Here is a 25,460-nt window from a genome sequence, read left to right on the forward strand (position 1 = left end):
ATGTGGACAAAATACGGCAAGGCCCGATTTCGCAGCCGCAAGCCCGAAATAAAAGCGCAGGGTGTTGTCTTCGCGCAACGCCGCCTCTGGTTGCAGGCGCCGCCGGGCATTGTCAACCTCCGGTTCCAGCCCCGGCACGCGCGGAAGCGAACAATGCCACGGCATTGGTGATGCTTTGCGCTGCCTTGCCGCGCCACTCGGCGTCAAGCAGTTGCGCCTCGTCCTTGGCATTGGAGAGATAGCCGAGCTCGACCAGCACGGACGGCACGTCGGGGGCCTTCAGCACCTTGAACCCGGCCGAACGCTGCGGATTGTTGATAAGACCGACGCTGGTCGACAGCTGACCGACCAATGTGTGGGCAAAACTCATCGAGAAGGTGTGCGTCTCGCGCCGGATCAGGTCGATCAGGATGTCGGTCACTTCCTTGCTGTCGTTCTTGATGACCATGCCGGCGAACTGGTCGGACAGGTTTTCACGGTCGGCCAGCGCCTGCGCTTCCGGATCGGAGGCCTTGTCGGAAACGGTATAGACGGTGGCGCCGCGGATTCCCTTGACGCTGATCGTGTCGGCATGAATCGAAATCAGCAGATCGGCCTCATGCTGGCGGGCAATGCGGACGCGGTCGTCGAGGCGCAGATATTCGTCGGTATCCCGGGTCATGAAGACATCGTATCGGCCGGCGGCCGCGAGTTTGTCGCGCAGCTCCGTGGCAAAGGCCAGCGTGACGTTCTTCTCGATGGTGCCGTTCAAACCTTCGGCACCGCCGTCTATGCCGCCGTGGCCGGGGTCGATGACGATGGTGAATCGGTGGCCCGGATTGGAGACAGGCCCGGTTCCGACCCGGCCGCCCTTGTCGGTCGAAACCGTGGAACCGGTGGTCAGCGCCTGATTGGCAAGAGCGGCGTCGAACTCACGTTCGGAGGCCGCCGACATGTCGACGGCAAGGCGGTAGCCGGTTCCGTCCTCGTTCTTGAGCACATCGAGCTTGTCGACGGCGAACGGCCCCTTGCCGGTGAGGATCAGACGCGAGACGCCCTCGCCGAGCTCACCGAGCCGCACGCCCTTGACCAGGCCACGCGGCTTCAGATCCTTGGCATCGATGGCAAATCGGGTGTTCGCAAGATCGATGACAAGGCGATTGGGTCCGCGCAGCAGGAACCATTTGATGTCAGGCTCGCGATCGAAATCCATGACGATGCGCATCTTGGTGGCATCGCCGGCCATTTTGTAGCCCTTGGCCATGAGCGGAGCGTCGGCCGCATTGGCAACCATGGAAAGGGCTACAGGGGAAAAGACTTGGGAAATCGCCACCAGCAGCAGGAGACAGAAGGCACGGAGAACCTGGCCGCCAACACGACATCCCTTGTCTGTGAAGTCCGCCAGTCCCATCTTTCTTCCAGTCGCTCCCGGTTTGGCGCCAGGCGCCGGTTCGTTTCGTCAACATGCCGGTTAGGCCGCGAGCTCGATTAACGATTGGTATCCAGAGAAGGTTAACCAAGCCTTTTCACGCAAGGACGGGGCCAGGCTTACGCTACGGAACTGCTTTTTGCCGGCATCGGAAATCGGGGTTGCCTTCCAACCCGCCAAATCATAAAAGCGATGGTGGATCACTGCAATCCTGGAACCGCCCTCCTCCGCAGCTTCCTGCTACAGGGTCAGATGAAAGGCGGCTCCTTTCGCTTCACGCGAAAAGGCTTCAGGTGATTGCGACGAATTTCGCAGGTGTGCTCCCGTGGCGGGGGAATCGCCTGCGTGAGGAAAACGGCCCGGGTTTGTTCCCGCGCCGGCTCTGTATGAGCAAACAAGCTGGTCCGGTTTCCGGGCTTTGGTTCAAAAGGTTCTGCTGGTGACGATGGCTTCAAGCGCAATCATGGAAAGGTCCGCATCAAACCGCGCCAATATGGCTGCGGGCGGCACCGCCATGACACGCAGGCAGCGTCCGGCGGACATTCAGACATCCGGCACCCACACACCAGAAACGCAGCAGCGGGCTTTGCCTTGCAAGCTGCGGCTGACGGCTGCCGGGAGGAAACGAAATAATGCCCAACAAAATGCTGATAGACGCCTCCCACCCGGAGGAAACACGCGTAGTCGTCGTACGCGGTAACCGTATCGAAGAATTCGACTTTGAATCCCAGGACAAGAAGCAGCTCAAAGGAAATATCTATCTCGCCCGTGTAACGCGCGTCGAACCTTCCCTTCAGGCAGCCTTTGTCGAATATGGCGGCAACCGTCACGGTTTTCTCGCCTTCAGTGAAATACACCCCGATTACTACCAGATTCCGGTCGCCGACCGTCAGGCACTGCTGCGCGCGGAAGCGCAGGAGGCCGAGGACGAAGAGAACGAGGACGGCGAAGGCGATGATCGCCAGAGCCGGGATCGTGGACGGCGCGGTCGCCGGCGCGGCGGCAAGCCCCGCGACCGTGGTGAAAACAGGCGCGATGCCGGCACGGCCGAATCCGGCGAGGCAAGCGAAGCCGCCGGCGAGGCAGACGAAAACAACGACAATGGGCCAGATGACAATGGCCCGGATGTTGTCGCCGAGAACATGGCTGACGTTTCCGGGACCACGGAACACGCATCCGACGCCTCGGAATACGCCGACGCATCCGAACAGGACGAGGTTTCTTCCGAACAGGATAAAGGCGAGACCAACGACGGCCCCCCCAAGTCGATCGCCGCCTCCGTCGAAGGCGACGTGATTTCCGAGCCCATCCCGCAGGCGGAACAGGGCAGCGAAGCCACCTCCACCGACAATGATCGCGGCATGCTGGAGGAAGTATCCTCTTCCCATCCGGACGATCATGAGATCGAATCGGTCGGCGCCGAGGACGCGCTCGAGGAAGTGCGCAATCGCCGCAAGCCGGTGCGCCGCCAGTACAAGATCCAGGAAGTGATCAAGCGCCGGCAGATCCTGCTGGTGCAGGTCGTCAAGGAAGAGCGCGGCAACAAGGGCGCGGCGCTCACCACCTATCTGTCGCTCGCCGGCCGCTATTCCGTTCTGATGCCGAACACTGCGCGCGGCGGCGGTATTTCGCGCAAGATCACCAGCGCGGTCGACCGCAAGCGCCTCAAGGAGGTCGTCGCCGATCTCGAAGTGCCGCAAGGCATGGGGGTCATCCTGCGCACCGCCGGCGAGAGCCGCACCAAGGCCGAGATCAAGCGCGACTACGAATATCTGATGCGGCTGTGGGAGAACGTGCGCAATCTCACGCTCCAGTCCACGGCCCCTGCCCTCGTCTATGAGGAGGGCAGCCTGATCAAGCGCTCGGTGCGCGACCTCTACAACAAGGACATCGACGAGATTCTCGTCTCCGGCGAAGAGGGCTATCGCGAGGCCAAGGATTTCATGCGCATGCTGATGCCGAGCCACGCCAAGGTGGTTCAGCCGTTCCGCGACACGACGCCGATCTTCGTGCGCAACGGCATCGAAGCGCAGCTCGACCGCATGCTGCAGCCGCAAGTGACGCTGAAGAGCGGCGGCTACATCATCATCAACCAGACCGAAGCGCTGGTCGCTATAGACGTCAATTCGGGCCGTTCCACCAAGGAGCACTCGATCGAGGACACCGCGCTCCACACCAATCTGGAAGCGGCCGAGGAAGTCGCCCGCCAGCTCAGGCTGCGCGACCTTGCCGGCCTGATCGTCATCGACTTCATCGACATGGAGGAGAACCGCAACAACCGCTCCGTCGAGAAGCGGCTGAAGGATCACCTCAAGAACGATCGTGCTCGCATCCAGGTCGGCCGTATCTCGCATTTCGGCCTGATGGAGATGTCGCGTCAGCGCATCCGCGCCAGCGTGCTGGAATCGACCATGAAGCCGTGCCCGCATTGCGGCGGCACCGGCCATGTCAGGTCCGATTCGTCGGTGGCGCTGATGGTGGTACGGGCAATCGAGGAGTTCCTGCTCAAGGATTCGCGAAGCCACATCACGGTGCGCACGCCGGCCGCGACCGCGCTCTACGTGCTGAACCACAAGCGCGGCACGCTGGTGGAACTGGAAAGCCGCTTCGGCCTGACGATCACCATCGAGGCAGACGATGCGGTCGGTGCCCAGCACTACGCGATCTTCCGCGGCGCGCTGGCCGAAAAGCCGGAAGGTTTCGTCGAGGTGCGCAGCCTGCCGGCCTATGTCGAGCCGGAAGAGCCCGAGGACGAGATCATCGTCGCCGAGGAGGAAGACGAGGCGCCGGCCCAGGCCGAACAGCCGCGCCACGCCCAACAGCCGCAGCATCAGCAGCCCAAATCCGGCGAGGACGGCGAAGGCCGCGATCGCAAACGCCGCAAGCGCCGCAGGCGGCGTGGCGGCAAGGACCGCGACCGCGAGCATGGCGCCCCAACCGACGGCGCTTCCCTCGCCACGTCCGATGACGGTTTCTCCGCGTCGGAAGGCGCGGCGGACCATGGCGATGCCGAGGTAGACGACGAGGCTGCGGTCGCCGCAACCGAGACCGTCGAAACGGCGGAAGCGTCCGACGATGGCCAGGGCAAGAAGCGTCGGCGCGGCAAGCGCGGCGGCAAGCGCAACCGTCGCGAAGACGGTGAAGGCGAGACCGAGGCGGAAGCCGGCGAAACGACCGAGCCCGCCGAAGCTGATGCTTCGCTAAGCGAGCCTGTGTCGATCGAGCCGGTGGCTGCCACCGCCGTCGAACAACCCGCGGCTACCTTGAGCGACGAGGTGCCAAGCACCGAGAAGCCCAAGAAACCGCGTCGCGCAGCCAAGCCGAAGAAGGCGGCCGCCGAAGCCGTCGCCGAGGAGCCGACCGCGGAACTGGCCGTGCAGGCACCGGCCGAAACGCCAGCCACGGCATCGGACGAGGCAGCGGCCGCCGAGGAGACGCCGAAGGCCCGGCCATCGCGCCGCAAGGCGGCAGCCGCTGATACGCCTGTCGTACCGGTGGTTTCCTCGACCGTCGCGGATGAGCCTGAAGTCAAGACCGAAGAAAAGCCGAAGCGTGCCGGCTGGTGGCAGCGGAAAGGCTTTTTCTAAGCTTTTCAAATCGTTGAATTGAATCTTTGACAAAAAATCCCGCGCCGATCGAAATGAACGGCGCGGGATTTTCTTATCGGCAGGTCACGTTTCTACGGCGCGAAGATCGACCAGTTCATCATCCTGGCGAGCTTTTCCAGCGCGATCGACCCCAGCTTGGAATTGCCGTTGGCGTTGAGGCCGGGCGACCAGACGGCGAGCGAGGCGACACCCGGCACGATGCCCAATATACCGCCGCCGACGCCGCTCTTGCCGGGGATGCCGACGCGGAAAGCAAAATCGCCAGAGCCGTCATAGTGGCCGCAGGTCAGCATCATGGCGCCGATGCGCCGCGCCCGCTCCGCCGACACCACGGAATGCCCGGTCGCCGGGTTCTTGCCGCCATTGGCGAGGAAGCGGCCGGCCATTGCCAATTGCCGGCAGCTCATGGCAATGGCGCAATGGTGGAAGTAGACGCCCAGCGCCAGTTCCGGTGCATGATGGAGATTGCCGAAGGATTTCATGTAATTGGCGAGCGCGAAGTTGCGGTAGCCAGTGGCACGTTCGGAAGCCGCGACCTCGCGGTCGATGATGATCGTCTCGTCGTCGGCGAGGAACTGGATGAAGCGCAGTATCTCGCCGATCGCCTCGCGCGGCTGGTGACCGGCAAGCAGGATGTCGGAAATGACGATGGCACCGGCATTGATGAACGGATTGCGCGGAATGCCGTTCTCATGCTCGAGCTGGACAATCGAGTTGAACGGGTTGCCGGAGGGCTCGCGCCCCACCCGCTTCCACAGCGCATCGCCGACATTGCCGAGCGCCAGCGTCAGCGTGAACACCTTCGAGATGCTCTGGATCGAAAACGCCTGGTCGGCATCGCCGGCCACGAGCGTGCGGCCATCATTGGTAACGGCCGCGATGCCGAATTTCTTCGGGTCGACCTTGCCCAGTTGGGGAATATAGGTCGCCACATCGCCGCGATCGGTGCGTTCCGCCATTTCCGCCGCGACTTCCGCCAATGCTTGATCAAGTTTGGGGGCCTGTTCGACTTCCGGCATGACGCTACCTCAACCAGCGTTCGATGTGCGCCATCGCCTCGACCATGTCGTCGTGGCTGCCAGCATAGGAAAACCGCATCGTGAGATGCCCCGCCCTGGTGTCGAAATCGCGGCCGGGTGTCGCTGCAACATGCGCCTCGGCCAGCATCCTGCGGGCGAAGACCATGCTGTCATTGCTGTGCCGGGTGACATCGCAAAAGGCATAGAAGGCGCCATCCATGGGCGCCGCCAGGGGAAAACCCAGCTCCGGCAAACGCTTCATCAAGAGCTCGCGATTCCAGGCATAGCGTCCCTTCACCGCCTCCAGTTCCTCGGTTGCGGCAAAAGCCTCGATCGCCGCAATCTGCGACAGCTCCGGCGGCGAGATGTAGAGGCTCTGGGCGATGCGCTCGACCGGCCGCACGAGTTCTTCCGGCAAAACCATCCAGCCGATGCGCCAGCCGGTCATGCAGTAGTATTTCGAGAAGGAGTTGATAACCGTCACGCTGCCGCTGAAGGCGAGTGCCGTGGTGTCGGGGGCGCCATAGGCCAGCCGATGGTAGATCTCATCGGAAATGACGGCGATGCCGAGCGATTCCGCCGTGGCGACCAGCGTCGCCAGTTCGTCGACTGGGATGACGGCGCCCGTCGGATTGGCCGGACTTGCAAACAGCACGCCCTTCAGCGGCGCCTCGCGATGCGCGGCTTCCAGATGGCTAGCATGCAGATAAGCCGCGTCGCCGAGCTCGATTTCGACCACGTCGATGCCAAGGGCTGCCATGATGTTGCGATAGGCGGGGTAGCCGGGCGCGGCGATGGCGACCCGGTCGCCCGGGTCGAACATCGCCAGGAAGGCGAGATTGAAGGCCGCCGACGATCCGGTGGTCACCGCGATCCGGCCGGGGTCGACATCGAGGCCATAATGATCCGCGTAATGCCCGGCGATCGCCTTGCGCAGCGGGGCCAGACCCAAGGTGTCGGTATAGCCTATGCGTCCAACCTCCAGCGCCTTGGCGGCGGCGGCGCGAACCCGTACGGGCGCTGGATCGGATGGCTGGCCGACCGCCATGGAAATCACCGGCACGCCCTGAGCCCTCAGCCGGTTCGCTTCGGCCAGCACATCCATGGCGTGGAACGGCTCGACATTGCCGCGATGGGAGAGCGAAACGACCATTTTTACCCCTGTCCCCAGGATTGAGCGCGCCAGGTCCTGACGCATGCGCCGCACAAATGCCCGATTGATGTGAGGATCACAAGTTGAGGAAGTTTTTCAGGCGCCGACTTTTCATCTTTCGCCCGCTCGTCTACCAGTGGACACATTATGTTGAGCCGACCCAGATCGACGATTGCCCGGGCAGCGCGTGTCTTCGCGACGGTTTCGCTTGCCGCCGCGGTTGCGGTTGCCGGTTCGCAGACCGCCTTCGCCCAAGGCGTGCCAGTGGTCCGCGACGCCGAGATCGAAGCCCTGGTGCGCGATTATGCACGGCCGATCTTCAGGGCCGCCGGGCTGGCGAATGACGGCATCGACATCGTGCTGGTCAACGATTCCAGCTTCAACGCCTTCGTCACCGGGCGCCGGTTGTTCATCAACACCGGCGCGTTGATGACGGCTGAGACGCCGAACGAAATCATCGGCGTCATCGCACACGAAGCCGGGCATATCGCCGGCGGCCACCAGCAGAAGCTGCGCGACCAGCTCGAACGCGCCAAGACCATGGCCATCATCGCCACCTTGCTCGGTGCCGGCGCGATCGTTGCCGGTGCGACCACGAACAGCCGCAGCCTTGCCGGCGCCGGCATGGGTGTGGCGGCCGGCGGCGGCGAGATGGCGCAGCGCAGCATCCTCGCTTACCAGCGCACCGAGGAAATCACGGCCGACCGCTCGGCCATCACCTATCTCAATGCCACCGGCCAGTCCGGCATGGGCATGCTGAAGACCTTCCACCGCTTCCAGACCGCGCTGTCGCTGTCGGGCGCGCAGGTCGATCCCTACCGGATCAGCCACCCGATGCCGCAGGACCGCATCGCCAACCTCGAGGTGCTGGTCAAACAGAGCCCCAATGTCGACAAGATCGACGCGCCGGCACTGCAGCAGCGCCACGACATGATGCGGGTGAAGATTGCCGTCTACATGGAAGGCCAGGCCGCCGCGACGCGGCTGATGCAAAAGATGCGGGGCAGCATGGCGGCGCTGTATGGCGATGCCCAGTCGGCCTATCTCTACGGCAACATCGCCGCGGCGCTCACCAAGACCAACGCCCTGATCAAGGCGCAGCCCAAGAATGCCTACTTCCAGGAGCTGCTCGGCGATATTCTGATGAAAGCCAACAAGCCCGCGGATGCTGCCGACGCTTATTCCAAAGCGGTCAGCCTCGACCCGGCACGGTCCGGCCTGCTGCCTGTCTCGCTTGGCCAGGCGCTGATGGCGGTCGGCACGCCAGACTCGCTGAAGAAAGCTGTCGTGCAGATCAACAATGGCCTGGGCCGCGACAAGGAAAACTCCACCGGATATCGTTATCTGGCGCAGGCTTACGGGGAGCTGGGAGACATACCGGGCGCGGAGCTTGCCACCGCCGAAGGCCATTTCTATTCCGGCAACTACAAGGATGCCAAGATCTTCGCCATGCGGGCGCAACAGCAGATGAAGCGCGGCGAGCCGCGCTGGATACGCGCCCAGGACATCATAAACTACAAATCGTCAGGCAAGAGCCAGTAATCTCATGAACCTTCCGGCCGCGTGCTGCGACACAGCCAGACCGGAAAACAGGCAGAAGGAACGACAACGATGAAAAAGGCACTGCTGCTGGGCACCACGGGGGTTGCGGTCGCCCTTGCCATGCTGGCTTTCGGTTTTGTGGCCGGCAGTCCGCAGGTTGCGAAGGCCGGAACGGCACAGGCTGTCCAGACGGCTCAGCCTGTCCAGACGGCTCAGCCTGTCCAGACGGCAGCCGATACCAAAATCGACCGCACCGAGGTCGAGGGAATCATCCGCGACTATCTCCTGAAGAATCCGGAAGTGCTGCTGGAAGTGCAGGACGCGCTCGAGGCCAAGCAGAAGGAGGAACAGCGGCTCGCGGCACTGGGCGTCATCAAGAACGCCAAGGACCAGATCTTCAATTCCACCTTCGACGGCGTCGTCGGCAACCCGAACGGCAAGGTCACGATCGTCGAATTCTATGACTACAATTGCGGCTTCTGCAAACGCGCCATCGAGGACATGCGGGCGCTTACCAAGTCCGATCCGGACCTGCGTTTCGTGCTCAAGGAATTCCCGATCCTCGGTCCGGATTCGCAGAAGGCGAGCGTCGTCTCGATGGCGTTTCACCTGATGATGCCGGAGAAATACGGCGAGTTCCACAATGCGCTGCTCGGCGGCCAGGGGCGCGCCACCGAGGCAACCGCGATCAAGATCGCGCTTTCGCTCGGCGCCGACGAGGCGACATTGCACGAGAAGATGAAGGACCCATCGATCACCGAGGCCTTCACCAAAACTTACGATCTTGCCAACAAACTGCAGATCACCGGAACCCCGTCCTACGTCGTCGGCAACGAGGTCGTGTTCGGGGCGCTCGGGCAGGAAGTGCTTGCCGAAAAGATCGAGGCGGCGAAAGCCGCGCTTTGAGCGGCAAGCGGTTTTCTTCACGGGCGCATTTCGGCCTGTTGTGGACAGTGAAAGAACGCACTTGCGCTCTTTCCGCGGGCGACTATGCCCGGTATAGAGGCCCAGCGCGCCGGCTTGATGCCGGCGCCGGAAAAGGTCGGTTTTTTTGAAAACGGTTTTTGTCCTGAACGGTCCCAATCTCAACGCACTCGGCAAGCGCGAGCCGGGCATCTATGGCGGCAAGACGCTTGCCGCCATCGCTGACGACTGCAAGCAGGCAGGTGCGTCGCTTGGGATCGAGATCGATTTCCGTCAGTCGAACCATGAGGGCGATCTCGTCGACTGGATCCAGGAGGCCGGCGACAAAGCCGCCGGCATCGTCATCAACCCAGGCGCCTATAGCCATACCTCGATCGCAATCCACGACGCCATCCGTTCGATCGCGCCATTGCCGGTTGCCGAAGTTCACCTTTCCAACATTCACGCGCGGGAACCGTTCCGCCACGTCTCCATGGTCGCGCCGGTCGCTGTCGGCATGATCTGTGGCTTTGGGCCGCTCGGCTACACGCTGGCGCTGCAAGCGCTCGCCGCACGCCTATGACCGGCCAACAAACAGAAGGCTCGAAAATGTCGATAAAGAAGACCGGTGTTGACCAGCAACTGATCCGCGATCTGGCGGGCATACTGAACGACACCAACCTGACAGAGATCGAGGTGGAACTCGGCGACCTGAAGGTACGGGTGTCGCGGCAGGCGCCCGCCGTTCACGCGATTGCGGCCCCGCAGCCCACCTATGCACCAACGGCAACCCAGCCCGCGGCCGCCCCGGCGGCGGTCGACGTGTCGAAAAACGCGGTGACCTCGCCCATGGTCGGCACCGCCTATCTGGCGCCGTCGCCGGACGCAAAGCCGTTCATCGAGGTCGGCCAGAAGATCAAGGAAGGCCAGACGCTGCTGATCATCGAGGCGATGAAGACGATGAACCAGATCCCCTCGCCGCGCGCGGGCACGGTGACGGCGATCCTGTTCGAGGACGCGACGCCGGTGGAATACGGCATGCCGCTCGTCGTGATCGAGTAGAGCGGACCTGATGTTCCAGAAGATCCTCATCGCCAATCGCGGCGAAATCGCGCTCCGGGTGCTGCGCGCCTGCAAGGAGCTTGGCATCCAGACGGTGGTGGTGCATTCGACCGCCGACGCTGACGCCATGCATGTCAGGCTCGCCGACGAAAGCGTGTGCATCGGTCCGCCGCCGTCGCGCGACAGCTATCTCAACATCCACCAGATCGTCGCGGCCTGTGAGATCACCGGCGCCGACGCCGTGCATCCGGGCTATGGCTTCCTGTCGGAGAACGCCAAGTTCGCCGACATTTTGGCGGCGCACAACATCACCTTCATCGGCCCGTCCGGCGACCACATCCGCATCATGGGCGACAAGATCGAGGCCAAGCGCACGGCAAAACGCCTCGGCATTCCGGTTGTGCCCGGTTCCGACGGTGCGGTGACCGAGGAAAAAGAAGCCAGGCGCATCGCCGCCGAGATTGGCTATCCCGTCATCATCAAGGCGTCGGCCGGCGGCGGCGGACGCGGCATGAAAGTAGCGCATACGGAGGCAGACCTCGAAATCGCACTGCAGACGGCACGCTCGGAAGCGGGCGCGGCCTTCGGCGACGACGCGGTCTACATCGAGAAATACCTGGAGAAACCGCGCCACATCGAGGTGCAGGTGTTTGGCGACGGCTTCGGCGGCGGCGTGCATTTCGGCGAGCGCGACTGCTCGCTGCAGCGGCGCCACCAGAAAGTCTGGGAAGAGGCCAATTCGCCGGCGCTCAACGCCGAGGAGCGGTCCCGCATCGGCGGTATCTGCGCCAAGGCGATCGCCGATCTCGGCTATTCGGGCGCCGGCACCATCGAGTTCCTGTACGAGAACGGCGAGTTCTATTTCATAGAGATGAACACGCGCCTGCAGGTCGAGCATCCGGTGACGGAAGCGATCACCGGCATCGATCTGGTCCACGAGCAGATCCGCGTCGCGTCCGGCGGCGGCCTTTCGGTCAAGCAGGAAGACATCAAGTTCAACGGCCACGCCATCGAATGCCGTATCAACGCCGAGGATCCCCGCACTTTCACCCCCTCGCCCGGCACGATCACGCATTTTCACACGCCGGGCGGCCTCGGCATCCGCGTCGATTCCGGCGTCTATTCGGGCTACAAGATCCCACCCTACTATGACAGCCTGATCGGCAAGCTGATCGTGCATGGCCGCAACCGCGTCGAATGCATGATGCGGCTGCGGCGGGCACTCGACGAATTCGTCGTCGACGGGATCAAGACGACGTTGCCACTGTTTCGCGATCTCGTCGGCAATGCCGACATCGCCAATGGCGACTACGACATCCACTGGCTGGAAAAATATCTGGCCAAGGGCGAATAGCCTCAACTTGCCGCTATAATGACGCGATGACCCGTCCCTACGCGCCAGGCTATCGCATCCCAACCGACCTTCTGCTCAAGGCATACGCCTCGGGCGTCTTCCCCATGGCCGAAAGTGCTGGTGACCCAGAAGTCTTCTGGGTGCGGCCGGAGACGCGCGGCATCATCCCGCTCGATGATTTTCACACCCCCAAAAGCCTGAAGAAGACGATCCGCAGGCACCTGTTCGAAATCCGTTTCGATTTCGATTTCGAGGCGACGATCGATGGCTGCGCCGAAAAGCGTGAGGAGCGCCGCTCTACCTGGATCAATGCGCCGATCCGCGAAGCCTATGTGCAACTGCACCGCATGGGTCATTGCCACTCGGTCGAGGCCTGGCGCGAGGGGCGTATGGTCGGCGGCCTCTATGGCGTCTCGCTCGGGCGGGTGTTCTTCGGCGAAAGCATGTTTTCCAAAGAGACGGACGCGTCGAAGACCTGCCTAGTGCATCTCGTCGAGCGCCTGAAGGCACGCGGCTTCGCGCTGCTGGATACGCAGTTCACGACAGAGCACCTCAAGCGTTTCGGCGCGGTCGACGTGCCGCGCGGCAAATACGAAAAGATGCTGGCAGACGCGCTAAAAGGCGAAGCGGTCTTTTTTCCGTAGGATCAGGCCCTACTTGGGCGACGCCTCGATCGGCGTCTGCGCATGGAACATCATCTTCCAGCCATTGACGCGATGGACGTAGCCGGTGCTGACCAGCGCCGCATAGGGCTCGCCATTTTCGCGCGTCGCATGCGCTTCATAGGTCAGCATGACGATATCGCTGCCGGGTTCGATTATTCCCTTGAGTTCGATGTCGAGGTCGCGCCAGCGGTTGGGTTTGGCTGCGGTCTTGGCCAGATCGGCATTGTCCATGGCCTGTGCCATCTGTGGAAACGCCACAAGGCATTCGGTGTCGACATTGGCAGCATAGTAGGCAGTGTCGCCCGTCCAGAACCCCTTTTCGAGCTCCAGCAACTCGGCCTTGTTGGCCATGATCCGCTTGCTGTCCGACATTGGCGTATCCTCAACGCGCGTGGTGGTGGTCCAACGCGCGCCAGCCATGGCGGTTCCAAGAGATCAGTTGGTGTCCGTCGTAGCCGGTTCCACGGCGTCGTCGGGCTGTGCCGCGTCGGGAGCGACCGGGGGCTTTGGCTTGGTCGCGGCTGGCTTCGACGCGTCGGCTTTCGCCCCATCGGCCTTGGTCGAGCCACTCTTGCCAGCATCGGGCGCCGGCACATCCGACTTCTGCTTGCATTCCTTCAGCCAGACGTCATAGACGGCATGTTCGACGGCGTTGAGCCCCGGACTTTCCGCAAACATCCAACCGGTGAAGATACGGCGGATCTTGCGGTCGAGCGTGATCTCGTCGACCTCGACGAAAGAATCGGTTTTCGGCTGTTCGTTCTGCGGCCGGGAATAGCAGACGCGCGGCGTTACCTGCAGGGCGCCGAACTGCACCGTCTCGTCGATATAGACATCGAAGGTGATGATGCGGCCGGTGATCTTGTCGATGCCGGCGAACTCGGCGACCGGGTTGGTGATGCGATCCGATCCCGCGGGCGCCGCCGGCGCCGGGGCGGCGGGCGCGGGTGAAGCCGCAAAGGCGATGGTGCTGACGGCGAGGCTGGCTGCTAACGTCAGGCCGCCCGTCGATATCGGGTTGAAAAAGCTCATGCAGGGGTACCGGTGGTTCGCGCCCAGGTGATTCCGTCGATCGCCAAGGCTAGTCGCCGTTTTCTGATCAGCAAGCAGCTAAACACCAATTGTGGCGATAAAGGACCGGCCTGCACCTTACCTTTGCAACTCGCGCCGTTACGAGCCCGGCGTCCAGGCGTCGTAGTCGCCGGTGACCTGCGGGCGGTGTTGATTGGTCAGCACCGAGCCCTTCGGACGATAGGCCGATGGCGTGCCGGTCAGATTGGGTAAATGCGGCTTTTGCCAGTCGCGCGGCCGGTAGTCATCGCTGGGGGGAGCGATATCGACACGATGGTGAATCCAGCCGTGCCAGCCCGGCGGAATGGCCGAAGCTTCCGAATAGTTGCGGTAGATGACCCAGCGACGCGTGCGGCCTTCCGAATCGATACCGCCTTCGTAATAGACATTGCCGGCCTCGTCCTGGCCGACCCTCTTGCCGTAGCGCCATGTGTGCAGGCGCGTTCCCAGCGTCTGGCTGTTCCACCAGGTGAAAAACTGCGTCAGGAAAGTCTTCATCTCAGAACCCTCGCGCTGGCGGCGCCCGTTTCCTGCTTATGGCGTCAGGCCTTCGGGAAGGCAAGGGTTTTGCCACGAGGAGCGCGCAAATGGCGCGCCAGGGACCCGACACCAGCCTGTGATCCCCCGGGGGTGACCGGATGCGCGCTTGCCAAGCCTTGCCGCTCTTTCTAAAGCTCTGCGCGCCCATGCGAAAATCCTGTCCCGCTGGGGCCGAAGGAGGCGACGATTGGCCACGCAATTGCCGACCACCGATATTCGCGTCGGCGCCGACCTGATTCGCCGCCGCAAGGGCGGCACACCGATCGTCTGCCTCACCGCCTACACCTATCCGATCGCCCGCCTGCTCGATCCCCATGTCGACCTGCTCCTGGTCGGCGACAGCGTCGCCATGGTCGTGCATGGCCACGAGACGACGCTGGGCGCCTCGCTGGAGATGATGATCGCGCACGGCCAAGCCGTGATGAGGGGCTCGGCCCGGGCCTGCGTGGTCGTCGACATGCCGGCCGGCAGCTATGAGGGGTCCGCCGTGCAAGCCCTGGCCTCGGCACGGCGCATCGTCGGCGAGACCGGCTGCCAGGCGGTGAAGCTCGAAGGCGGCGTCGACATGGCTCGTCAGATTGCCGCGATCGTGGCCGCCGATATCCCGGTCATGGGCCATATCGGCCTGCAGCCTCAATCGGTGAAAAAGGATGGCGGCTACAAGATCAAGGGCCGCACGGACGAGACTGTAGCCGCCCTGATCGCCGACGCGCTGGCGGTCGAGAAGGCCGGCGCGTTCTCGGTGGTCATCGAAGGCACGATCGAGACGGTCGCCGCCGACATCACCCGCCGCATAGCCATTCCAACCATCGGCATCGGCGCCAGCGACGATTGCGACGGCCAGATCCTGGTCGTCGACGACATGGTCGGGCTGACGGTCGACCGCGTGCCGAAATTCGTCAAGCAATACGCCGACCTGCGCAGCGTGATCACGCATGCCGCGGAGCGCTACGCATCGGAGGTGCGGGATCGCGTTTTCCCCGGGCCCGCCCACGTCTTTTCAAAAACCAACGGCGGGGATGACGCGTGAGCCAGCCCCATGTCGTCGACAGCGTTGCCGCGCTTCGCGCGCGAATCCGCGACTGGCGTCGCGACGGACAACGCATCGCCATGGTGCCGACCATGGGCGCCTTGCATGACGGGCATCTTTCTCTGGTCAAGATCGCTCTCGAAAGGGCTGATCGTTGCGTGGTGTCGATCTTCGTCAACCCGACGCAGTTCGCACCGACCGAGGATCTCGACAAGTACCCGCGCCAGTTGGCCCGCGACCTCGACATGCTGGCCGCGGTCAAAGCCGACCTTGCCTTCACGCCCGGTGTCAGCGAGATGTATCGCGCAGGCTTTGCCACGAAGATCTCGGTAGGCGGCCCGTCAGCCGGGCTCGAAACGGACTTTCGCCCCACCTTTTTCGACGGCGTCGCCACAGTGGTGGCCAAGCTTCTCCTGCAGGCTGCACCCGACTTCGCCATCTTTGGCGAAAAGGATTACCAGCAGCTTTGCGTCGTCAGGCAGCTTTGCCGCGACCTCGACCTGCCCGTCGAGATCATCGGCGCGCCGACCATACGCGACGCGCATGGCCTCGCCATGTCGTCACGCAACGCCTATCTCGATGAAGCCGACCTCCAGATCGCTCGCCAATTCAACGTCATTCTGCGCAAGGCAGCTGCTGCGCTGGCGGCGGGCGCAGGACAGGAGGAAACGATCGCCGAAGCAAGCCGCGTCTTGGTCGCGACCGGCTTCCAGAAGGTGGATTATGTCGAGGCCCGCGAAAGCCTGACACTCACGCCATGGCGGCGCGACCGCGCGGGCCGCGTTCTCGCCGCCGCCTGGCTGGGAAAAACCAGGCTGATCGACAATGTGGAAGTTCCCGCCGCCTGATCGGCGTTGGCATTCTCAATCAAGGTCGAAGGCTCGCCCTGCCGATGCCATGGCACGGGGAGCCGATCCGCTGATAAGTCACCGCCGCGTTCGCGCTGGCCAGACTTTCATCCGTCTGGCTTCTGGCTCCCAGCCTATTCCTCGGTCGGCATATGCAGGTACATCGACTGGATGCCGACCCTGCCCGGCCCGGTGAAGCGGTTGACGATGAAATTCAAGTTGGCACCGAAGAAGCCGCTCGACAGCCGGTCGATCTTGGTCTCCATCCTGACCGAGGCATCCTTGAACAGCCAGCCGCCGGGCTCGATGTCTATGATCTCGCCCGGAGCGAGCGTCTTTTCAAAAACGTTGCCATAGCCGTGCAGCCAGACGATGCCGTCACCGGTATCGCCGCGAAACCGGTCGATGAAGAAGCCGCTCTGGCCGAACAGCATCGTCGCCAGGCCGCGTACACGCTCGAACGTGTAGTCGACATTGCTGGTGGCGGCTAGAAACTGGTGCTCGCGGACCTGGATCTCCTCGCCTCGCCGCAGGTGAATCGGCACGATGTGACCCGGCCCATCACGGCTGAAGGCGATGATGCCCGCCCCCGACGCCTCGGTGACGAAGATCTGCATGCCGGCCATCATGCGCTTCAGCGCGCCCTTCAGCGATTTCAGGCCGATGGTGATTGTGGAATTCTTCCACAGCAGGATGTGGTGCTCGAAATAGACAGGCATCCGCGTCACATCGACGGAAAGCACGGGCACCAGTTCGCCCGCTATGTGATAGGTGACGCCACCAAAGGTTTCATCCGACACCTCGGTCGGCATCAGTTCCGGCAGACTTGGCATGGTTCCCCCCAAAGCCATCGTTGTGTCGGTTTATTCCGGCTTCACACGGGTCGGCCTAGGCAGCTTTGGTGCCGGACACCAGGGCCGTCAAACGAAAACAGATCCCGCGACGCGCGCTCGCGCGAAGGTGATCACGCCGCCACGGTGCTCAGGCGGCAAGTACCCGTTCATAGATCAGCGCCGGGATGGCAGAGCTGGCGGAGCCGCAATTCTCGGTGCGGCCGATCTGGACGAAGCCGTTGGCCTGATAAAAGGCAACGGCGCGGGTGTTCTTCTCTTCCACTTCGAGCCGAATGCGGTGAGCTTCCGGAAAACTCTCGATGATCTCGTCGAGGAGCATGCCGCCGATACCGCGGCCCTGCAGCGAGGGAAGCACGTAGATCTGCCTGAGCATGACCACGCCGCCGCCATCGATGGCTTCGGCAAACGCCATGCCGCCAATGCGCTTGCCGTCATCGGCAACGAGGAACTCGCTGTTCGGCTTTGCCAGCCTGGCCTTCAACGAGGCGATGGAGTGCCATTCATTGGTGATTTCAGTGACCCGCTCAGCGACATAGATGGCGTCATACGTCGCATGCCAGGTCTCGACCAGCAACGCCCGGACGGCTGCGAGGTCGCGATCCCCGGCGGTGCGAACGAACATGCTTTTACTCGATGCCCAGCTTGGCCTTGACGAGGTCGTTGACGGCCTGCGGATTGGCCTTGCCGCCAGTCGCCTTCATCACCTGGCCGACGAACCAGCCGGCCATGGTGGGCTTGGCGCGAGCCTGCTCGACCTTGTCGGGATTGGCCGCGATCACCTCGTCGACCGCCTTCTCGATGGCCCCGGTATCGGTGACCTGCTTCATGCCACGGCTTTCCACCAGCTGGCGCGGATCCCCACCCTCGTTCCAGACGATCTCGAACAGGTCCTTGGCGATCTTGCCGGAGATGGTGCCTTCCTTGATCAGATCGATGACAGCGCCAAGCTGGTCTGGCGAAACCGGAGCGGATTCAATGTCCTTGCCGGCCTTGTTGAGAGCACCCAGCAGATCGTTGATGACCCAGTTGGCGGCGAGCTTGCCGTCGCGACCGGCCGCCACCTTCTCGAAATAATCGGCGACCGGCTTTTCCGATACCAGGATCGCGGCGTCGTAGGTCGAGAGGCCGAGCGAGGAGATCAGCCGCAGCTTCTTGTCATCGGGCAGTTCCGGCAATTCCTTGGCCAGCCTATCGACATAGGCCTGGTCGAATTCCAGCGGCAGAAGGTCGGGATCGGGGAAGTAGCGATAGTCGTGCGCCTCTTCCTTGGAGCGCATCGAGCGCGTCTCGCCCTTGACGGCGTCGAACAGCCGCGTTTCCTGGTCGATCTTGCCGCCGTCCTCGATGATGGCGATCTGCCGGCGCGCCTCGTAGTCGATGGCCTGGCCGATGAAGCGGATCGAGTTCATGTTCTTGATTTCGCAGCGGGTGCCGAATTCGCCACCTGGCCGGCGTACCGAGACATTGACGTCGGCGCGCAACGAGCCTTCGTCCATGTTGCCGTCGCAGGTGCCGAGATAGCGCATGATGGTCCGCAGCTTGGTCACATAGGCCTTGGCCTCATCGCCGGAGCGCATGTCGGGTTTCGACACGATCTCCATCAGCGCCACGCCGGAGCGGTTGAGGTCGACATAAGACATGGTCGGGTGCTGGTCGTGGATCGACTTGCCGGCATCCTGCTCCAGGTGCAGGCGCTCGATGCCAACCTCGATGTCCTCGAACTCGCCCTGGCGGTCGGGGCCGACCGAGACGATGACCGTGCCCTCGCCGACGATCGGCTGCTTGAACTGCGAGATCTGGTAGCCCTGCGGCAGGTCCGGATAGAAATAATTCTTCCGGTCGAAGACCGACTTGTGGTTGATCGCCGCTTTCAACCCCAGGCCGGTGCGGATCGCCTGCTTGACGCATTCCTCGTTGATGACGGGCAGCATGCCTGGCATTGCCGCATCGACAAGGCTGACATTGGCATTGGGCGCGGCACCGAAAGCGGTCGAAGCGCCGGAGAACAACTTTGCTTCCGAGATGACCTGTGCGTGCACCTCAAGGCCGATGATGATCTCCCAGTCGCCGGTGGCGCCGGATATCAGGCGTTTTGCGTCGGGTGTGCGGGTGTCGATGATGCTCATTGTGGCCTACGGACTGAAGTGCATTAATGCAACTTCGCTAGTGCAAACCGCCAAAAGAGACAAGCGCAAAGCCGTGGGCGCAAAGCCGTGGGCTGGCCTCTTCGACCGCTTTCGCCTATATGCCGTTCGTCTCAATGGAGAGTGGATGTCCACTTACGCGCAGTCCCGGTGAGGCCCTGACCTCGTAGCGAGGCAGGGCAGAAAACCTGAAACCCCGTGCCGCGAAGCTTCGCGGCGGCGGTATTTTTCGTTTTCCGGGAACTCTTCACATGGATATTTCGCGCATTGAACAGCGCATCCTGCACCTGCTCGCGCAGGGTGGACGCATTGAAATCGAAAAGAACGACAAGAAACGGATCGCCTCGGTCAAATGCCTGACCCGCGACGGCTGGCATTACCCCGGCGTCGATCCCGACCTGTTTCGAAAATTGAAACGCAAGAAGGCGGTTTCGTCGTCCGGCGGCGGGCCCTACCGCATCACGAGGCGCGGGCTCGAACTCGTTCGCTCCGAACTCGACAACAGGTAGCCTTGGTGCCGGCCGGCACCCGGCCGGCGGTTGCCGACCGCTCAGGCGGTGGCGATGTAGGCCCGGATTTCCTCGGCCTCGCGCTCGACGTCCTCGATGCGGCGCTTGACCACGTCGCCGATGGATACGATGCCATCGAGCAGGCCGTCCTTTTCCACCGGGAGATGGCGGAAGCGGCCCCTGGTCATGATCTCCATCACCTCGTTGACGGTGTGGTTTTCGTTGCAGATCTTCACCTTCGGCGTCATCGCCGAACGCACTGCTATATCGAGGGCGGCACCGCCTTCCCTGGCTACCACGCGCACGATGTCGCGCTCCGAAAGGATGCCGACGATCTTGCGATCGCCATTGGTGATGACCAGCGCGCCGATCCTGTGCTCGGCAAGGATGCGGATGGCTTCGCTCAGTTTTTCGTTCGGCCCGAGCGTCAACACGTCATGGCCTTTTTGCTCGAGAATGGCCTTAACCGTCATGGCGTCCTCCTCTACTTTGCCAACCGGTTCCTGCCCTGACCGGCTTTCACATAAGAGTGAACATCGTGCGCCGTGATCGGTTGCATTTCAAGCCCGGTCGGAGGTCTCCCATTCGGGCGCTTGCCATATCCCGTCGAACCAGCGCAGGCCGAAGAAGCCCGCGACAAAGCCGCCGATATGGGCCTCCCAGGCGACCTGGCCATCCACGCCGGGCGCGAAGCCGAGAAGGCCGGTGGCCAGATTGATGATCATCCACATGGCCAGGAAGATGACGACGCCGCGCGAGCGCAGCACGACCCCGACCGGCAGCACCGGGCCGGCGAAAGCAGCCTTGCCGGCCGAGCGGTCGGTGCGGAAGCCAAAGCGCGCCGCAGCCCCCATCATGCCCGATATGGCGCCCGATGCGCCGACCAGCGGCGCTTCTCCGTACGGATGCATCGCCCAGAAGAGCGCCACCGAAGCCAACCCGGTGGCGGCAAAGAACAACGCGAACCGAAGCGCGCCGAGCCGATTGGCCAGCGGCGAGCCGAAGGCGGCAAGCCAGACCATGTTGATAGCGATATGGGCAAAGCCGCCATGCATGAAGGCATAGGTGAAAGGCCGAGTGAAGAGAAACCAGTCGAACCCGTACCGGCCGGTATAGAGGACCGGAATGAAAGCTCCGTCATAGAGCAGCGTCATCTGCTGGGCGTCGTTCAGCGCATATTGCTGCAGCAGGTAGACGACCGCGCAGATGCCGATCACCGCCAGCACGATCGGCGGCAGATTGAACACCGGCTCACGCACCGGTGGCGGCATGGTCTCGGCCGGTTCGGGCTCGGACGGATTTTGCTGTTCGCTCATCTGCAATCGCACTCGATGCTGGTTCGACTGGGCTGGTTCGACTGGGCTGGTTCGGTCTGGCGAGCATCTAGATCACCGCCGATGGAACCGCAAACGGCGAATCGTCCCGCTCCGAATCAAAGGGGCGAATCAAAAAAGAAGCCGTCCAAGGTTTCCCCTGAACGGCCGGTCGAGCCCCTGCTCCCCTAAAACTCTTGACTGAAGTGCTGCCGATCGTCGCGAAACGACCGCTTCTGGAGTGGTTTTGGTGTGCCACGCGGCGACCCAGGGCGCAACGTAAACCAGTTGTTAACCTTAACAGCCCCGACCCGTGAACAAGTGTTAACGACGCTGGCACGCTTCCTGCTCCCCAACGCATGTAGGTCATCGGAGGGCGCCCTTCTGTTCACCGATGGGACATCAGACGACAGAATGCGCGGAGCTTTGTAGTATGAACAAAAACGGATCGATCACGCTGTTCCACTATTGGAACCGCCTGCGTGACGGACGCCCCGCTCCGAAGCGATCGGAAGTCGAGCCGGCCGATATCAAGTCGCTGCTGGCCGATACGTTCATCCTCGAAAAGGACACGCGTGGGCAGCCTGTATTTCGCCTGGCCGGCACCAGGCTCTGCGCCTCCTACGGCCGCGAACTCAAGGGATTCTCCTTCCCGTCGCTGTGGCGGGAGAAGGATCAGAGGCTGGTTTCGCGGCTTATTCACGGGGTTTTCGAACAGAAATCGGTCGTGCTGATCATTTTTGAGGGCTTCAGCCGCAACGGCCGCTCCAACAAGTTCGAATTGCTCGCCTTGCCGCTCGACGGCGGCATCGAAAATCCGCGCTGCCTCGGCGTGATCAGCGCCGTGGAGAAGCCGTTCTGGCTGGGCGCGGATCCGATCACCGACGCCTTGATCGATTCCATCCGCGTCATCGACCCGGAGAAGGAACTGCTGAACAGCCGTCCGGCGATCAACGTTCCCTCGCTCGTTCCCGACGAGATCGAGGCGCCTGAAACGATCTCCGCGCTCGGCCGTGCCCGCCGCATCCGCCATCTCGTCGTTTTCGACGGCGGGCGGGACGAATAGTTGACGATCGCATGGTCTTGCAGGCTCGTTTTTCCCCTTTGTTAACCCGATTTGTTGTAGTTCTCTGCTGAAGTTCCTCGCATCCACGCGCGGGAATGCCAAACGGGGTGTAGGCAGTCATGAGGTCAGCGGCGGTCGACTACGCGCCGTCCCAAGCTGAAAGGCGTAACTTTCAGCGAGTCCGGGTCAAGATCTACGGACGATTCATGCTGGAGGACCGCACCGAGCACCCATGCCAGGTCGTGGACATGTCGCCCGGCAACGTGGCGCTTCGCACCGACCGCATCGGCATGCCCGGCGAGAAAGTCATCGCCTATATCGACCATATCGGCCGCATCGAGGGTGTGCTGACACGCACGCTGCCGGATGGCTTCGCAATGACGGTGATCGCGTCCGACCGCAAGAAGGACAAACTCGCCGCGCAGTTGACATGGCTTGCCAACAAGCACGAACTCGACCTGCCGGAAGACCGCCGCCACGAGCGCGTCTCGCCCCGCAACCCGACGAGCGTGCTGCAGCTCACCGACGGCCGTCAGTATCAGTGCCGGATCATCGATCTGTCGCTGTCGGGCGCCGCGATCGAGATCGACGTGAAACCGGCGATCGGCGTCCAGGTCATGCTCGGCACGATGCGGGGTCAGATCGTCCGGCATTTCGAAGATGGCGTCGCCATCGAATTCGCCGTCATCCAGCGCCCCGAAACGCTCGATTCCGAATTCAACACGCCGCGCGCCTGATCGGGCCGCAAAGCATGCCCGTCAAGCCGGCCTCGCGGCCGGCTTTTTCGATTTCGGGGTGCGGCGATCGATAGGTCTTGGATGGCAGGTCGCCATAGTCGGAAATGGTCCGCGCGAGGCCGAATTTGCCGAAAACCCAGCGCAGCAATCCAACCAATTCAATACTAAAATGATTCAAATTTTATGTTTATTCTATAGACGTTTTACTTAAAATCTACTTCGGGCCTTTGCGTCGAATAAATCCAGATGTGGCACTGTCTCCTTCGAACGGGGAGACTGAACAATGAAAAAAACGAGGGGCAAGCTGTTGCTGATGGCAATGGCGATGCAGCTTTCCGCCTGGGGATCAGCATATGCCGCGGGACCGGCCTATATGCATACCGGCGGACGCACGACGCAGCCTGTTGGCCACTATGAATTCTGCCAACGCATCCCCGGCGAATGCAACGAGAAGACCGCCAAGGGGGCGCCTGGCGACCTGAGCCGCAAGCTCTGGGCGACGATCGTCAGCATCAACAATTCGGTCAACACCCGGATCAAGCCGCGCACCGACATGGAAAACTACGGTGCCGAGGAATACTGGGCCTACCCGGACAATGGCTATGGCGATTGCGAGGACTACGCGCTGGAAAAGCGCCGCGAGTTGATGGATGCGGGCATGCCGGCCGGCGACCTCTTGATGACGGTCGCGCGCCAGCCGAATGGTGACGGCCACGCGGTGCTGACCGTGCGCACCAGCCTCGGCGAGTTCATCCTCGACAATCTTGAAACCAAGGTGCTGTCCTGGACGGACACCGACTACACCTATCTCAAGCGTCAATCGACGGAGAATTCCGGCGTTTGGGTGACGATCAACGACGGCCGTTCCGACGCGGTCGCCAGCGTCCGCTGAGAACGCCAATGAGATCAGGCGCGTTGCACGACGCGCTTAACGAGAAACCCGGTCGAGTCCCCACCCTCCCCGTCCCCAACGACCGGGTCAAAGGAGCCGGCCCCGTCCCCGGGCCGGCTCCGCCATTTCTGGGAAGACATCAGCACACTGTGATATAAATTCCACAGGCGGAAGATCGAGATATTATCAGTCGGCAACTCCGCCTTCTGGACCGCTGCCATGCAGGAAATTCCGGAAAATCTATGCGGACGCCATCGTCTGTTCAAGGCGATCGACGATGCCTTCAAGGCTGGCGACTTCGAGGCTCTCGGCACCGCCCTGGGCCATTCGCCCCGCTGGTTTGACGAGCGCATGCCGTTTGAGCTCGGCCTTGGCTATCCGCTCGAATACGCGATCTACTGGAGCCCGCCTGCCTTCGTCGCGGCGCTGCTCGACGCCGGGTCGAGCCCAAACTACGACGATCATGCCGGATTTCCATCGATCATCGCGGCGCTGTCCACCGAGCGCGCGGACAAGCTCGACATCATCCGCATCCTCATCGGTCACGGCGCCGGTGCGAACATGCGAGGTGTCAACGACTGGACGCCGCTCCATTACGCCGTGGCCATGCGAGACGCCGAGGCGATCCGCCTGCTTCTTGCCGCCGGCGCGGATCCCTCTTTGAGGACTCGCATCGACCACTATACGACAGCGCTGGAAGAAGCAGAGATTGCAGGGTTCGAGGTGGGCGCGTCGCTGCTGCGGGCAGCCCTTGCGGAGCGCGCAACCGGCAACCGGGATTGATAGGCGCCGATGGCCGACGGCATGCCGGCCGAGACCTCAGACCTTATTCAACCCGACCTTGAAGCGCCTGGCGTTGGCGACGTAGTGCGCGGCCGAGGCCCGCAGCCGCTCGACCGCCGCGTCGTCCAGCACCCGGATCGCCTTGGCGGGCGAGCCGACGATCAGCGAATTGTCCGGAAATTCCTTGCCTTCGGTGACCAGAGCGCCGGCGCCGACGAGTGAATTCTTGCCGATCCTGGCGCCGTTGAGCACGATGGCGCCCATGCCGATCAGGCTGTTGTCACCAATCGTGCAGCCATGCAGCATGGCGCGATGGCCGATCGTACAGCCCTCGCCGACGGTCAGCGGAAAGCCGGGATCGGTGTGCATGACGGTATGTTCCTGCACATTGGTGTCGGCGCCGATGACGATGGGCTCGTTGTCACCCCTGATGACGGCGCCGAACCAGAAGCCGGCATTGCGGCCGATCCTGATGTCGCCGATCAGCGTCGCATCGGGCGCGATCCAGTTCGAGTCCGCGTCGGCGAAGCTCGGCTCCGTTCCATCGATCGCATAAAGCGGCATTGTCGGTCTCCGATTCGCCTCAGCCTGGAAACCCTAGGAGACCGACAGCCCAGGAAGCAATGGCCAGTACGACGATGCCCAGCGCCAGCGACCAGGCAATAGCGGTGCAGCCGCATGACAGGAGCGCCACTGTCGAGATGCGGTTCGCGCGCCTCGCGTCAAGCGCATCGTTGACCAGCATGAACGGCCCGGCGCCCGCGGTCACAGCCAGCGAGCGCAGCACATGGGCAGGCGATACATAGGGTTCGGTGAAGGCGACCTTGCGACCCGATACCAGCTCCATTGTCGAGCCCGCCAGACCGCAAACCGTCAAACCGACGACAAAAGCGAACAGCAAGAGTTCCATCTGGGCCACATTAACCCTCCATTTACCACGAAATCGCACAGTCGTTTCA

Annotated in this window: 27 protein-coding genes; 14 read left to right on the forward strand and 13 right to left on the reverse strand. The window is 62.6% G+C overall.

Annotated elements, in window-relative coordinates; genetic code table 11:
- Positions 1-112: 112 nt before the first annotated feature.
- Positions 113-1,390 (reverse strand): N-acetylmuramoyl-L-alanine amidase, encoded by a 1,278-nt coding sequence (locus tag FJ954_RS29940; RefSeq protein ID WP_140665499.1) that lies wholly within the window; start codon positions 1,388-1,390, stop codon positions 113-115.
- Between the two features lie 650 nt (positions 1,391-2,040).
- Here FJ954_RS29940 and FJ954_RS29945 point away from each other — a divergent pair.
- Positions 2,041-4,995: a ribonuclease E/G gene (locus tag FJ954_RS29945; RefSeq protein ID WP_140665502.1), complete on the forward strand. Its 2,955-nt coding sequence runs from the start codon at positions 2,041-2,043 to the stop codon at positions 4,993-4,995.
- A 92-nt stretch (positions 4,996-5,087) separates the two neighbouring features.
- Here FJ954_RS29945 and FJ954_RS29950 read toward each other — a convergent pair whose 3' ends face one another.
- On the reverse strand, positions 5,088-6,035 hold the full coding sequence (locus FJ954_RS29950; protein ID WP_015318033.1) for a glutaminase: 948 nt from the start codon (positions 6,033-6,035) through the stop codon (positions 5,088-5,090).
- A gap of 4 nt (positions 6,036-6,039) precedes the next feature.
- Positions 6,040-7,188, reverse strand: a complete 1,149-nt coding sequence (locus tag FJ954_RS29955) for an aminotransferase class I/II-fold pyridoxal phosphate-dependent enzyme (protein WP_140665505.1) — start codon at positions 7,186-7,188, stop codon at positions 6,040-6,042.
- A gap of 147 nt (positions 7,189-7,335) precedes the next feature.
- On the opposite strand from FJ954_RS29955, the gene FJ954_RS29960 reads away from it, so the two are divergent.
- From FJ954_RS29960 to aat, 6 genes are all read left to right on the forward strand, one after another.
- Positions 7,336-8,730 (forward strand): M48 family metalloprotease, encoded by a 1,395-nt coding sequence (locus tag FJ954_RS29960; RefSeq protein ID WP_140665507.1) that lies wholly within the window; start codon positions 7,336-7,338, stop codon positions 8,728-8,730.
- Between the two features lie 69 nt (positions 8,731-8,799).
- Positions 8,800-9,636: a DsbA family protein gene (locus FJ954_RS29965; protein ID WP_015318036.1), complete on the forward strand. Its 837-nt coding sequence runs from the start codon at positions 8,800-8,802 to the stop codon at positions 9,634-9,636.
- A gap of 145 nt (positions 9,637-9,781) precedes the next feature.
- The gene (aroQ, locus tag FJ954_RS29970) at positions 9,782-10,216 is read left to right on the forward strand and encodes a type II 3-dehydroquinate dehydratase (protein WP_015318037.1); all 435 of its coding nucleotides are present in this window, start codon (positions 9,782-9,784) and stop codon (positions 10,214-10,216) included.
- A 26-nt stretch (positions 10,217-10,242) separates the two neighbouring features.
- On the forward strand, positions 10,243-10,695 hold the full coding sequence (accB, locus tag FJ954_RS29975; protein ID WP_015318038.1) for an acetyl-CoA carboxylase biotin carboxyl carrier protein: 453 nt from the start codon (positions 10,243-10,245) through the stop codon (positions 10,693-10,695).
- Positions 10,696-10,705: 10 nt separating this feature from the next.
- Positions 10,706-12,049 (forward strand): acetyl-CoA carboxylase biotin carboxylase subunit, encoded by a 1,344-nt coding sequence (gene accC / locus FJ954_RS29980; RefSeq protein WP_015318039.1) that lies wholly within the window; start codon positions 10,706-10,708, stop codon positions 12,047-12,049.
- 26 nt (positions 12,050-12,075) lie between these two features.
- On the forward strand, positions 12,076-12,693 hold the full coding sequence (gene aat, locus FJ954_RS29985) for a leucyl/phenylalanyl-tRNA--protein transferase (RefSeq protein ID WP_140616925.1): 618 nt from the start codon (positions 12,076-12,078) through the stop codon (positions 12,691-12,693).
- Between the two features lie 9 nt (positions 12,694-12,702).
- On the opposite strand, the gene FJ954_RS29990 is transcribed toward aat, so the two are convergent.
- From FJ954_RS29990 to FJ954_RS30000, 3 genes are all read right to left on the reverse strand, one after another.
- The gene (locus FJ954_RS29990) at positions 12,703-13,086 is read right to left on the reverse strand and encodes a hypothetical protein (protein WP_140616926.1); all 384 of its coding nucleotides are present in this window, start codon (positions 13,084-13,086) and stop codon (positions 12,703-12,705) included.
- 63 nt (positions 13,087-13,149) lie between these two features.
- Positions 13,150-13,746 (reverse strand): DUF2155 domain-containing protein, encoded by a 597-nt coding sequence (locus FJ954_RS29995; RefSeq protein ID WP_140665510.1) that lies wholly within the window; start codon positions 13,744-13,746, stop codon positions 13,150-13,152.
- Positions 13,747-13,884: 138 nt separating this feature from the next.
- Complete coding sequence (locus FJ954_RS30000; RefSeq protein ID WP_015318043.1) at positions 13,885-14,283, reverse strand: NADH:ubiquinone oxidoreductase subunit NDUFA12; 399 nt, start codon at positions 14,281-14,283, stop codon at positions 13,885-13,887.
- 229 nt (positions 14,284-14,512) lie between these two features.
- On the opposite strand from FJ954_RS30000, the gene panB reads away from it, so the two are divergent.
- Complete coding sequence (gene panB / locus FJ954_RS30005) at positions 14,513-15,355, forward strand: 3-methyl-2-oxobutanoate hydroxymethyltransferase (RefSeq protein ID WP_015318044.1); 843 nt, start codon at positions 14,513-14,515, stop codon at positions 15,353-15,355.
- Complete coding sequence (gene panC, locus FJ954_RS30010) at positions 15,352-16,203, forward strand: pantoate--beta-alanine ligase (RefSeq protein WP_015318045.1); 852 nt, start codon at positions 15,352-15,354, stop codon at positions 16,201-16,203. Before panB ends, panC begins: the two co-directional genes overlap by 4 nt.
- A 134-nt stretch (positions 16,204-16,337) precedes the next feature.
- Here the strand turns inward: panC and FJ954_RS30015 are convergent, their stop codons facing one another.
- The 3 genes from FJ954_RS30015 to gatB all read right to left on the reverse strand — a co-directional run bounded on the left by FJ954_RS30015 (position 16,338) and on the right by gatB (position 19,183).
- Complete coding sequence (locus FJ954_RS30015) at positions 16,338-17,036, reverse strand: AIM24 family protein (RefSeq protein ID WP_015318046.1); 699 nt, start codon at positions 17,034-17,036, stop codon at positions 16,338-16,340.
- A 148-nt stretch (positions 17,037-17,184) separates the two neighbouring features.
- Positions 17,185-17,679, reverse strand: coding sequence for a GNAT family N-acetyltransferase (locus FJ954_RS30020; RefSeq protein WP_140665513.1), 495 nt, complete (start codon positions 17,677-17,679; stop codon positions 17,185-17,187).
- 4 nt (positions 17,680-17,683) lie between these two features.
- Complete coding sequence (gene gatB, locus FJ954_RS30025) at positions 17,684-19,183, reverse strand: Asp-tRNA(Asn)/Glu-tRNA(Gln) amidotransferase subunit GatB (protein ID WP_140665516.1); 1,500 nt, start codon at positions 19,181-19,183, stop codon at positions 17,684-17,686.
- A gap of 269 nt (positions 19,184-19,452) precedes the next feature.
- Between gatB and FJ954_RS30030 the strand changes: the two genes are divergently transcribed.
- Positions 19,453-19,710 (forward strand): YjhX family toxin, encoded by a 258-nt coding sequence (locus tag FJ954_RS30030; protein WP_140665570.1) that lies wholly within the window; start codon positions 19,453-19,455, stop codon positions 19,708-19,710.
- Between the two features lie 41 nt (positions 19,711-19,751).
- Here FJ954_RS30030 and FJ954_RS30035 read toward each other — a convergent pair whose 3' ends face one another.
- Both FJ954_RS30035 and FJ954_RS30040 read right to left on the reverse strand, forming a co-directional pair.
- Positions 19,752-20,183: a CBS domain-containing protein gene (locus FJ954_RS30035; protein ID WP_015318050.1), complete on the reverse strand. Its 432-nt coding sequence runs from the start codon at positions 20,181-20,183 to the stop codon at positions 19,752-19,754.
- Positions 20,184-20,270: 87 nt separating this feature from the next.
- Positions 20,271-21,026 (reverse strand): rhomboid family intramembrane serine protease, encoded by a 756-nt coding sequence (locus FJ954_RS30040; RefSeq protein ID WP_140665519.1) that lies wholly within the window; start codon positions 21,024-21,026, stop codon positions 20,271-20,273.
- Positions 21,027-21,456: 430 nt separating this feature from the next.
- Between FJ954_RS30040 and FJ954_RS30045 the strand changes: the two genes are divergently transcribed.
- The 4 genes from FJ954_RS30045 (at position 21,457) to FJ954_RS30060 (ending at position 24,501) form a co-directional block, all read left to right on the forward strand.
- On the forward strand, positions 21,457-22,089 hold the full coding sequence (locus FJ954_RS30045; protein WP_140665522.1) for a PAS domain-containing protein: 633 nt from the start codon (positions 21,457-21,459) through the stop codon (positions 22,087-22,089).
- A gap of 119 nt (positions 22,090-22,208) precedes the next feature.
- Entirely contained in the window at positions 22,209-22,826 is a 618-nt protein-coding gene (locus tag FJ954_RS30050; RefSeq protein ID WP_015318053.1) for a PilZ domain-containing protein, read from the forward strand.
- Positions 22,827-23,109: 283 nt separating this feature from the next.
- Positions 23,110-23,718, forward strand: coding sequence for a transglutaminase-like cysteine peptidase (locus tag FJ954_RS30055; RefSeq protein WP_140665524.1), 609 nt, complete (start codon positions 23,110-23,112; stop codon positions 23,716-23,718).
- A gap of 219 nt (positions 23,719-23,937) precedes the next feature.
- Positions 23,938-24,501 carry an ankyrin repeat domain-containing protein gene (locus FJ954_RS30060; RefSeq protein WP_140665527.1) on the forward strand — a complete coding sequence of 188 codons (564 nt, stop codon included), beginning with the start codon at positions 23,938-23,940 and terminating at the stop codon, positions 24,499-24,501.
- 36 nt (positions 24,502-24,537) lie between these two features.
- On the opposite strand, the gene FJ954_RS30065 is transcribed toward FJ954_RS30060, so the two are convergent.
- Together FJ954_RS30065 and FJ954_RS30070 are read right to left on the reverse strand one after the other, a co-directional pair.
- On the reverse strand, positions 24,538-25,065 hold the full coding sequence (locus FJ954_RS30065; RefSeq protein ID WP_140665530.1) for a gamma carbonic anhydrase family protein: 528 nt from the start codon (positions 25,063-25,065) through the stop codon (positions 24,538-24,540).
- 19 nt (positions 25,066-25,084) lie between these two features.
- On the reverse strand, positions 25,085-25,420 hold the full coding sequence (locus FJ954_RS30070; RefSeq protein WP_140665533.1) for a hypothetical protein: 336 nt from the start codon (positions 25,418-25,420) through the stop codon (positions 25,085-25,087).
- Positions 25,421-25,460 lie beyond the last annotated feature (40 nt).

This window comes from Mesorhizobium sp. B2-3-15, assembly GCF_006442875.1.
In the GTDB taxonomy this organism is placed as follows: Bacteria; Pseudomonadota; Alphaproteobacteria; order Rhizobiales; family Rhizobiaceae; genus Mesorhizobium; species Mesorhizobium australicum.

Coding starts and splice junctions, on each gene's coding strand:
- FJ954_RS29940 (WP_140665499.1), bottom strand. CDS start 1,390: ATGGGACTGGCGGACTTCACAGACAAGGGATGTCGTGTTGGCGGCCAG.
- FJ954_RS29945 (WP_140665502.1), top strand. CDS start 2,041: ATGCCCAACAAAATGCTGATAGACGCCTCCCACCCGGAGGAAACACGC.
- FJ954_RS29950 (WP_015318033.1), bottom strand. CDS start 6,035: ATGCCGGAAGTCGAACAGGCCCCCAAACTTGATCAAGCATTGGCGGAA.
- FJ954_RS29955 (WP_140665505.1), bottom strand. CDS start 7,188: ATGGTCGTTTCGCTCTCCCATCGCGGCAATGTCGAGCCGTTCCACGCC.
- FJ954_RS29960 (WP_140665507.1), top strand. CDS start 7,336: ATGTTGAGCCGACCCAGATCGACGATTGCCCGGGCAGCGCGTGTCTTC.
- FJ954_RS29965 (WP_015318036.1), top strand. CDS start 8,800: ATGAAAAAGGCACTGCTGCTGGGCACCACGGGGGTTGCGGTCGCCCTT.
- accB (WP_015318038.1), top strand. CDS start 10,243: ATGTCGATAAAGAAGACCGGTGTTGACCAGCAACTGATCCGCGATCTG.
- accC (WP_015318039.1), top strand. CDS start 10,706: ATGTTCCAGAAGATCCTCATCGCCAATCGCGGCGAAATCGCGCTCCGG.
- aat (WP_140616925.1), top strand. CDS start 12,076: ATGACCCGTCCCTACGCGCCAGGCTATCGCATCCCAACCGACCTTCTG.
- FJ954_RS29990 (WP_140616926.1), bottom strand. CDS start 13,086: ATGTCGGACAGCAAGCGGATCATGGCCAACAAGGCCGAGTTGCTGGAG.
- FJ954_RS29995 (WP_140665510.1), bottom strand. CDS start 13,746: ATGAGCTTTTTCAACCCGATATCGACGGGCGGCCTGACGTTAGCAGCC.
- FJ954_RS30000 (WP_015318043.1), bottom strand. CDS start 14,283: ATGAAGACTTTCCTGACGCAGTTTTTCACCTGGTGGAACAGCCAGACG.
- FJ954_RS30015 (WP_015318046.1), bottom strand. CDS start 17,036: ATGCCAAGTCTGCCGGAACTGATGCCGACCGAGGTGTCGGATGAAACC.
- FJ954_RS30020 (WP_140665513.1), bottom strand. CDS start 17,679: ATGTTCGTTCGCACCGCCGGGGATCGCGACCTCGCAGCCGTCCGGGCG.
- gatB (WP_140665516.1), bottom strand. CDS start 19,183: ATGAGCATCATCGACACCCGCACACCCGACGCAAAACGCCTGATATCC.
- FJ954_RS30030 (WP_140665570.1), top strand. CDS start 19,453: ATGGATATTTCGCGCATTGAACAGCGCATCCTGCACCTGCTCGCGCAG.
- FJ954_RS30035 (WP_015318050.1), bottom strand. CDS start 20,183: ATGACGGTTAAGGCCATTCTCGAGCAAAAAGGCCATGACGTGTTGACG.
- FJ954_RS30040 (WP_140665519.1), bottom strand. CDS start 21,026: ATGAGCGAACAGCAAAATCCGTCCGAGCCCGAACCGGCCGAGACCATG.
- FJ954_RS30045 (WP_140665522.1), top strand. CDS start 21,457: ATGAACAAAAACGGATCGATCACGCTGTTCCACTATTGGAACCGCCTG.
- FJ954_RS30050 (WP_015318053.1), top strand. CDS start 22,209: ATGAGGTCAGCGGCGGTCGACTACGCGCCGTCCCAAGCTGAAAGGCGT.
- FJ954_RS30055 (WP_140665524.1), top strand. CDS start 23,110: ATGAAAAAAACGAGGGGCAAGCTGTTGCTGATGGCAATGGCGATGCAG.
- FJ954_RS30060 (WP_140665527.1), top strand. CDS start 23,938: ATGCAGGAAATTCCGGAAAATCTATGCGGACGCCATCGTCTGTTCAAG.
- FJ954_RS30065 (WP_140665530.1), bottom strand. CDS start 25,065: ATGCCGCTTTATGCGATCGATGGAACGGAGCCGAGCTTCGCCGACGCG.